Origin of the sequence: Streptomyces goshikiensis, assembly GCF_014650555.1 — a bacterium.
GTDB classification, from domain to species: domain Bacteria; phylum Actinomycetota; class Actinomycetes; order Streptomycetales; family Streptomycetaceae; genus Streptomyces; species Streptomyces goshikiensis.
Window position 1 is genome coordinate 1 of record NZ_BMVE01000030.1, and the last position, 6,204, is coordinate 6,204.

At 71.3% G+C, this 6,204-nt stretch carries 6 protein-coding genes; 2 read left to right on the forward strand and 4 right to left on the reverse strand.

Translation table 11 applies throughout. The annotated features are described in order from the left end of the window. Positions 1–469 precede the first annotated feature (469 nt). Positions 470–1,783, forward strand: coding sequence for a rep family protein (locus tag IE248_RS36900; protein WP_190033129.1), 1,314 nt, complete (start codon positions 470–472; stop codon positions 1,781–1,783). A gap of 610 nt (positions 1,784–2,393) precedes the next feature. Here the strand turns inward: IE248_RS36900 and IE248_RS36905 are convergent. From IE248_RS36905 to IE248_RS36915, 3 genes are all read right to left on the reverse strand, one after another. Beyond that, a complete protein-coding gene (locus IE248_RS36905) occupies positions 2,394–2,609 on the reverse strand; it encodes a hypothetical protein (protein WP_190033130.1) in 216 nt (71 codons plus the stop codon). 427 nt (positions 2,610–3,036) lie between these two features. Continuing rightward, the gene (locus IE248_RS36910; protein ID WP_190033131.1) at positions 3,037–3,507 is read right to left on the reverse strand and encodes a DUF3307 domain-containing protein; all 471 of its coding nucleotides are present in this window, start codon (positions 3,505–3,507) and stop codon (positions 3,037–3,039) included. 80 nt (positions 3,508–3,587) lie between these two features. Further along, on the reverse strand, positions 3,588–3,962 hold the full coding sequence (locus tag IE248_RS36915) for a hypothetical protein (RefSeq protein WP_190033132.1): 375 nt from the start codon (positions 3,960–3,962) through the stop codon (positions 3,588–3,590). 468 nt (positions 3,963–4,430) lie between these two features. On the opposite strand from IE248_RS36915, the gene IE248_RS36920 reads away from it, so the two are divergent. Continuing rightward, positions 4,431–4,877 (forward strand): hypothetical protein, encoded by a 447-nt coding sequence (locus IE248_RS36920; protein ID WP_190033133.1) that lies wholly within the window; start codon positions 4,431–4,433, stop codon positions 4,875–4,877. Between the two features lie 555 nt (positions 4,878–5,432). On the opposite strand, the gene IE248_RS36925 is transcribed toward IE248_RS36920, so the two are convergent. Then, positions 5,433–6,164, reverse strand: coding sequence for a GntR family transcriptional regulator (locus IE248_RS36925; RefSeq protein ID WP_190033134.1), 732 nt, complete (start codon positions 6,162–6,164; stop codon positions 5,433–5,435). Between the last annotated feature and the right edge of the window lie 40 nt (positions 6,165–6,204).

Genomic DNA, 6,204 nt, shown 5'->3' on the forward strand with positions numbered 1-6,204 from the left:
TCACGTAGTGCATTCCCATGATGCAGGACCACAGGCCCCTGTGGCGACCGCTCCTTCGGACGCGTCGCTGACCGGGGCCGTTCGTGTCCCCAGCCCCGCGCGCCCTCGCTGCCGCCGGAAGGGATGCGGGCGGCGCTTTACGCGCAAGACGCCCGGACAGTCATATTGCACGCCTAACTGCCGAAAGCGGTCGTCAGAAGCGGACGCCAAAACCACCCCGAAAACGGGCTCTGACCTGCTGGAACAGGGCACCGAAGGTGTCCACCTTGGTAAGAAGGGAAAGAAGTTTCCCGACCCCGACCCCAAGACCCCCCAGGAACTCGCTGCTGAGGCTGCCGACCGGCGCCGCAAGGAGCGGAAGCGGCGGAACTACAGCGGGCTCTACTTCCAGTGGGACTACTCGAAGCTGAAGTCGATCCGCGGCTGCCGCCGGTCGGCCCGCGACGAGGGCGCGGGCGTCACCCTGACCGTGTCGCCCGACGGCGAGCAGGTCGGCCGCAAGGGCCTGAACCGCTGCGCGTCGGTCTGGGCCTGCCCGGTGTGCGAGGCGGTGATCCGGGGCCAGCGGGCCACGGACGCGGACACCGCGATCACCGAGCACGTCCGCAACGGCGGGATGGTCCTCTTCGTGACCTTCACGGTGCGGCACTGGTCGAACCACGACCTGGAGGACCTGATCCGGGTTCAGGTCCGGGAGGTCTGGAAGGGCCTGCTGCAGGGCCGGAAGTGGGCCCGCTCGAACGCGGGGAACCTCCGCAACCGGCTCGGGGTCGTCGGCACGATCCGCGTGATCGAGGTGACCGTGGGCCAGGTCAACGGCTGGCACCCGCACCTGCACGTCGCCGTGTTCCTCGGTGGCCGCCAGGACCCGAAGCCCAAGCGCGGGTCCGGCGAGAAGTGGGACCCGACCGTGCGCTCGTACTTCCGGCCGGCGGACGCCGACCTCGACCGCTTCGAGGCGGAGTGGAAGGCCGCGTGGATCGACGGCGTCACCGCCGCGAACCCCGACTTCCGCCCGTCGGCCCGCGACGGCGTGGACTTCAAGCGGGTCTACACGGTCAAGGACGCGGCGGCGATCGGGAAGTACATCTCCAAGGTGCAGGGCACCGACGTGGCCACCGACTGGTCGGCGGGCGCGGAGCTGGCCATGTCGCACGTGAAGCAGGCGCGCGGCGGCAACATGAAGGCGATGGACATCCTGTTCCGCCTCGCCGCGCTGCGCGGCGGACAGGTCGCGGACGACCTTCCCGGCTGGGGCTCCATCGAGCAGCTGCTCGCGCTGTGGTCCGAGTACGAGCTGACCACCAAGGGCGGCCAGAACATGGCGTGGTCCGAGGGCCTCAAGCGCGCGTACGGCATTGGCACCGACGAGAACCAGGACGCCGCCGACCGCCAGGCCGTGGACGCCGAAGACGCCAGCGAGGCCGACGCGACCCGCATCCACATGTCCGCCCGCACCCAACTGGAGGTCGGGCGCAAGCGGATCGTGGTCGACGTCGACGAGGCGGCCAGCGAGGCGGTGAAGCGCGACGAGGACCCCGTCATCGCGGTGCGCGCGCTGCTCGCCCTGGTCGGCATCGACAGCATGGGCGTGTGGGCGATCACGGCCGACGAGGACGAGGCGAAGTGGCAGGCGTCGGCGGAGAACGCGGCCGGTCGCTCGGGCGAGACCGAGGACGCGCGGGCGAAGCGCAAGGAGCGGGAGGCGGCCGACCTCCGCCGTGCCCGCGCCGACCGCCGCCAGCACGTCTGGAAGACCACCGCCACGACCACCCAGGAGTAACCCCGGCCCACCCCGGCCGCCGCGAAACTGACCCCAGTAAGCACTAACTCGCTCACCCCACCTACTGCCGCCGAACTCCCCTCACGCCGCCACCCCATCCCCCTGCCGAACTCTTCTCCCCCGTCACCCGAAACTCCCTCCGAAACTCACGACCCCCGCCCCGACCTGAACCCCTGGAAACTCCAAGACCACCCACACGGAACACGTGGAGAGTGGGTGGTCTTGGAGATGGAAGGGCGTCCGTGCAGGTCGGGGCGGGGGTCGTGAGGTGGCGCTGTCACACCCTGGTTTACGGGTCGCTTTACACCCACCGGCCGTCCCCGGCCGACGCGTTACTGGGGTCAGTAACCCACAACTTGCTGCCCCGATCTGCGGGTTCCGGAGCCGAGCAAGTTGGTGCGAAAGCTCCCCTTCCCCGAGCGGAGCAAGGTGGAGTCGGGGAGTGTCCCCCGACCGAGGGCGGTCGGGGGCGGGCTTGCTCTACAACTGGCCCTACAACTTGCCCGTCAACGTGCCCTACAACTTGCTCTACGGCTTGCCGTACAACTTGCCCCGAGCCGACGCCGACGCGGTCTCCGACGTGCGAGTTAAGGGGGTCCGGCCGCGCCGACTACTTCCCCACGACACCCTCCCCGGGCGTCACGGCGATGCCCGGCCCGAGGATCCGCCGGCCTTTCCGCGCGGCGACGTCCTGGTGCTCGACTTCCCCCAGGAGTGCGTCCGGCTCGGCTCGCTCGACGGGCAGCAGCCGCGGGCCCGGGTCCGTCGACGTCGTGCTCCTGGTGGTGCTCGGACCGGTGCCCAACGGGCGGCGCATCGTGCTCATGACGGCAGTCTGCCGCCGCGCCAGCGCAGCATTTGCACGGTCCGTATCGACGCTGGAAGTGCCGATACCTTGGTCCTCCGCATCGAGGTCGCGCCTCTGGTCGCGCCTCACGTCGCGCTCCTGGTCGCGGCTCTCGTCGCGCCTCTGGTCGCGCCTCTGGTCGCATCGGCGGCCGTCGTACGAGGGCCTCCGGCATACGGCCTGAGCAGGGAGACCAGGGGTCGGCAGCACGGCAGTTCCGGCGCCGACTACTTCCCTACGGCGACCCCCCGGCGCGTAATGCAAGAGGTGTGCCCGTGTTGATCTTGCTGGAATGCATGAGGTGTGACCGGGTTGATCTTGTCGGCGTGCACGGGTGTGCTCGTGCACGCGTGCACGCATGACGAAGGCCCGCACCGTGGGTGCGGGCCTTCGTGGTGCCGGTCGGTCAGACAGCGGCGATCATCAGGGCGGCGATCAGCAGCCACAGCATGTGCCAGCTCTGATCGAGTGCGTAGGCGCCCGTGCCGAGCGTCGGCGCGTACTCGCCCTTGGCGGTCGTCGGGTGACCCGGGTGCGCCGGGGTGCCCAGCGAGTAGAACTCCGCCTTGCCGCACCGATCGGCGAGCCGCTTGAGCGTCGTCCGGCGGTCAGCCCAGTAGTGCGAGACGGCGTCCGCGCCGAGGCCGAGCACGAGACCGACGGCGGTCACGGACAGGCCGAGCACGAGCACGACCGGGACCAGGACCACGAGCTTGGTGAGCGTCAGGCCGAGGACGTGCCGGCCGCAGGCGAGCCGACCGGTCCAACCGGGCTGGCCCTTGGTCGCGGCCTGGCACGAGGACTGCACCCAGTGGTCTCCGACGGAGTGGGCGACGTAGAGGGCGACGAACACGGCGGCGAACGTGGTGGCGGTCATGATGGGTTCCTCCTGGCTCGTGACGGGTCTGGGAGCGAGGGGCGGCCGTGCGCCTGGCAGTGGACGGCCGCCCCGGTGGATCAGATGCCGATGTGACGGCGGCCGGACTCGTACATGCGCCGGACGCTGGACTGCTTGTCGGCGTCCTCGAACAGCGCGATGGCGATGCGGCGCCACGACAGGCCGTAGTGGTCGCGGAGCTTCACGACCTGGACGGCGGCGCGACGCTCCAGGAGCCGCGCGACCTCCGCCGTGTGGGTCGCCATCGCCACGGCGTATTCCTCGCTCGCGGTCGGCTCCATCAGCCCGGCCTCGCTCGCTCCGAGCGACTCCAGCGCGTAGGCGAGCTGCTCGCCCTCGATCGAGCGGGCGAGGTAGCCGCGAGGGTCGTCCTCCGCCGGGCTCCACGAGATCTCGGCACGGTTCCCGGCGGTCTTCTCAACGATCACGGACATGGCTTGGGTCCTCCCCGAATCGGTGACGTGCGCTTTGTGCACACCAAGAGACTGACACAGGGTGTGCGCATTGCGCAAGGGCCGACTTGTTGGGAATGCCTAGGTGTGTGATCTGGGGTGGTTTGTACGGCCGTTGGGTCGTGATGCAAAGGTGTGGGGGATTCGTTCGAGGGCGTTCGGTCGGCGTGACATCTCTTGCAACTCGGGTCGGTGGGTGGTCCGTGCGGCGGGGCCGAGTGCAGAAGTGCCAGAGGTGCGCGGTCGCGGCGAGCAAAAGTGCCAGAGGTGTACGGCCGTCGGGCTCGTGCTCCTGGTGGTGGTCGGCGTACGTCATCTCGGAGACGTACCGGGGTGGGCGGTGACGTACTCGAGGAACGCGGCCGGGGTCGCCGCGGTGAAGCGCCGGCGCTTTCGTCGGTGGGACGCGCTGCCCTACGAGACGTGCCGCACCGCGTACGGTCGGGCGCCATGAAGCGCGAGACCCCGAGGGGCACCGACGACGAGAAGTTGTGCGCGTGGTGCGGCGGCAAGATCCGGCAGTCCGGCGTCGGCCGGAGCCGGGACTACTGCTCCCGCACCCACCGCGAGTACGCGTACCGGGCCCGCCGCGAAGCGGAGGTGAAGCTCGTCGCCTACTCGCGCGGCCGGGCCGACGCCGTGCGCCCCGTTTCGTCAACTGTCGATACCCGGCGGGACCCCGTTCCGACAGTTGACGAAATGCGGGCACCGGTCCCGGCCGCCGACCCGGGCGACGGGTGGGTGCGGTCGATGGACACGGTCGACGCCCAACTCCGGGAGCTCGAAGCCCGCCAGGCCGCGCCGCCGCCCGCCCCCGCGCAGAAGCGCCGGCGCCTTGCCCCTCCCCCGGCGGACGCCCCGACCCTCTTCGAGCCGGAGGCCGCCGACGGCGAGTAGCCGCGGCCGGTCTCTGCGCGCCTGCACCACGGCGGGGCCTGAGCGGGGGTTCCCTCCGGTCTGGGCGGCAGGGCTTGCCCCAGAGCGCGCCGTGCGTCGGGGTGTGAAGGCTCGTCCGCCCCTCGGGCGGGCGACCCTGACGGGAGTTTCGTCCGGGGAGCGAAGCGGACCGGGCGAAAGTCTTGGCAGGGCTTGGCCTTCACGCCCCGGCGTGCGGTGTGCTGGCCTCCGGTGCCGGTCAGGCCGGAGGGAACCCCCGCGACCCCTGCCGAACCACCCACGGACCCGCAGGCACCCGCGATCCCCCGCCCCTCTGGGACTGGTGGCCCCCCGGAGGGCCGCCGGAGGCTCTGTGAGCCGCACACGGTCACGGCGCGTCCCTGTGCGGCGTTCTGACGGCCCGTGGAGGCTCCGGCGGGCCGAGAGTCGCGCGAGCGGGAGAACGGCGCTCAGCGCCCCCGTGGGTGCCCTCGTGCGGGTACGTTCGGGAGTTGGCACGACGAAGCCCCCGCCGAGTTCGGATCGGCGGGGGCTTCGGTGTTGCCTGGCGCAGGGTCAGCTCCGGTGCGCGCGCCAGCGGCGGGGGGGAGCCACGGACTCCCCGACCTCGACCGTGTCGCCCTGCGCATCGACGTAGACGTTCCGGCTCAGCAGGACCGGGGAGCCGGGCTCGACCCCGAGCAGGCCCGCCTGCTCCTGGGTGGCGGCGTCGGCGGCGCTGGCTTCTTCGGAGGCCACCGCGCGCCGACCGGTGACGGCCTCGATGGCGGACGGGGTGCCACCTGGGATGCGCTCCAGCAACAGCAGGGCGGGCACGGTCTCCGCGAGGTCGGCGGAGAACCAGCTCGTGCTGGCGCTGACGGGTTCGGCGTCGGCGTTGTGCGTGACCCGCTGGCGACGCAGCGCCGGGCCGTCGCCCTCGACGCCCAGGAGGTCCGCGACCCACTCGGGCGGGGTGGTCAGGTCGGCGTTCGTGATGACCGCGTACTCGCCGTCGGCGTAGATCCGCCCGGTGGTGAGTGCGGCCTCCAGGCGGTCGGCGGCCGTGCGGTGCAGGGTCCGGCGCGTGCTGACCGTGGTGGCCGCGCCCTGCCGGGCCTCCGCCAGGCCCTCCGCCTTCAGCGTGCGGTGGACCTTCTGCGCGGTCGCGGTCGAGATCCCGTACGCCGCCGCCAGCTCGCGGACGGACGGCAGCGCGTCGCCGTGCGACAGCTCGCCGCTCACGATCTTCGACTTCAGCGCGGCGACGACTTGGAGGTACGGGGGCGTGCGCTCCAACGAGGACATGGCGGGCTCCTTCAGCGGGTGAACGGTTCGGTGATCTAGC

Excerpts from the sequence above, each read along its gene's own strand:
- IE248_RS36925 (WP_190033134.1), bottom strand. The coding sequence starts at position 6,164 with ATGTCCTCGTTGGAGCGCACGCCCCCGTACCTCCAAGTCGTCGCCGCG.
- IE248_RS36915 (WP_190033132.1), bottom strand. The coding sequence starts at position 3,962 with ATGTCCGTGATCGTTGAGAAGACCGCCGGGAACCGTGCCGAGATCTCG.
- IE248_RS36905 (WP_190033130.1), bottom strand. The coding sequence starts at position 2,609 with ATGAGCACGATGCGCCGCCCGTTGGGCACCGGTCCGAGCACCACCAGG.
- IE248_RS36920 (WP_190033133.1), top strand. The coding sequence starts at position 4,431 with ATGAAGCGCGAGACCCCGAGGGGCACCGACGACGAGAAGTTGTGCGCG.
- IE248_RS36910 (WP_190033131.1), bottom strand. The coding sequence starts at position 3,507 with ATGACCGCCACCACGTTCGCCGCCGTGTTCGTCGCCCTCTACGTCGCC.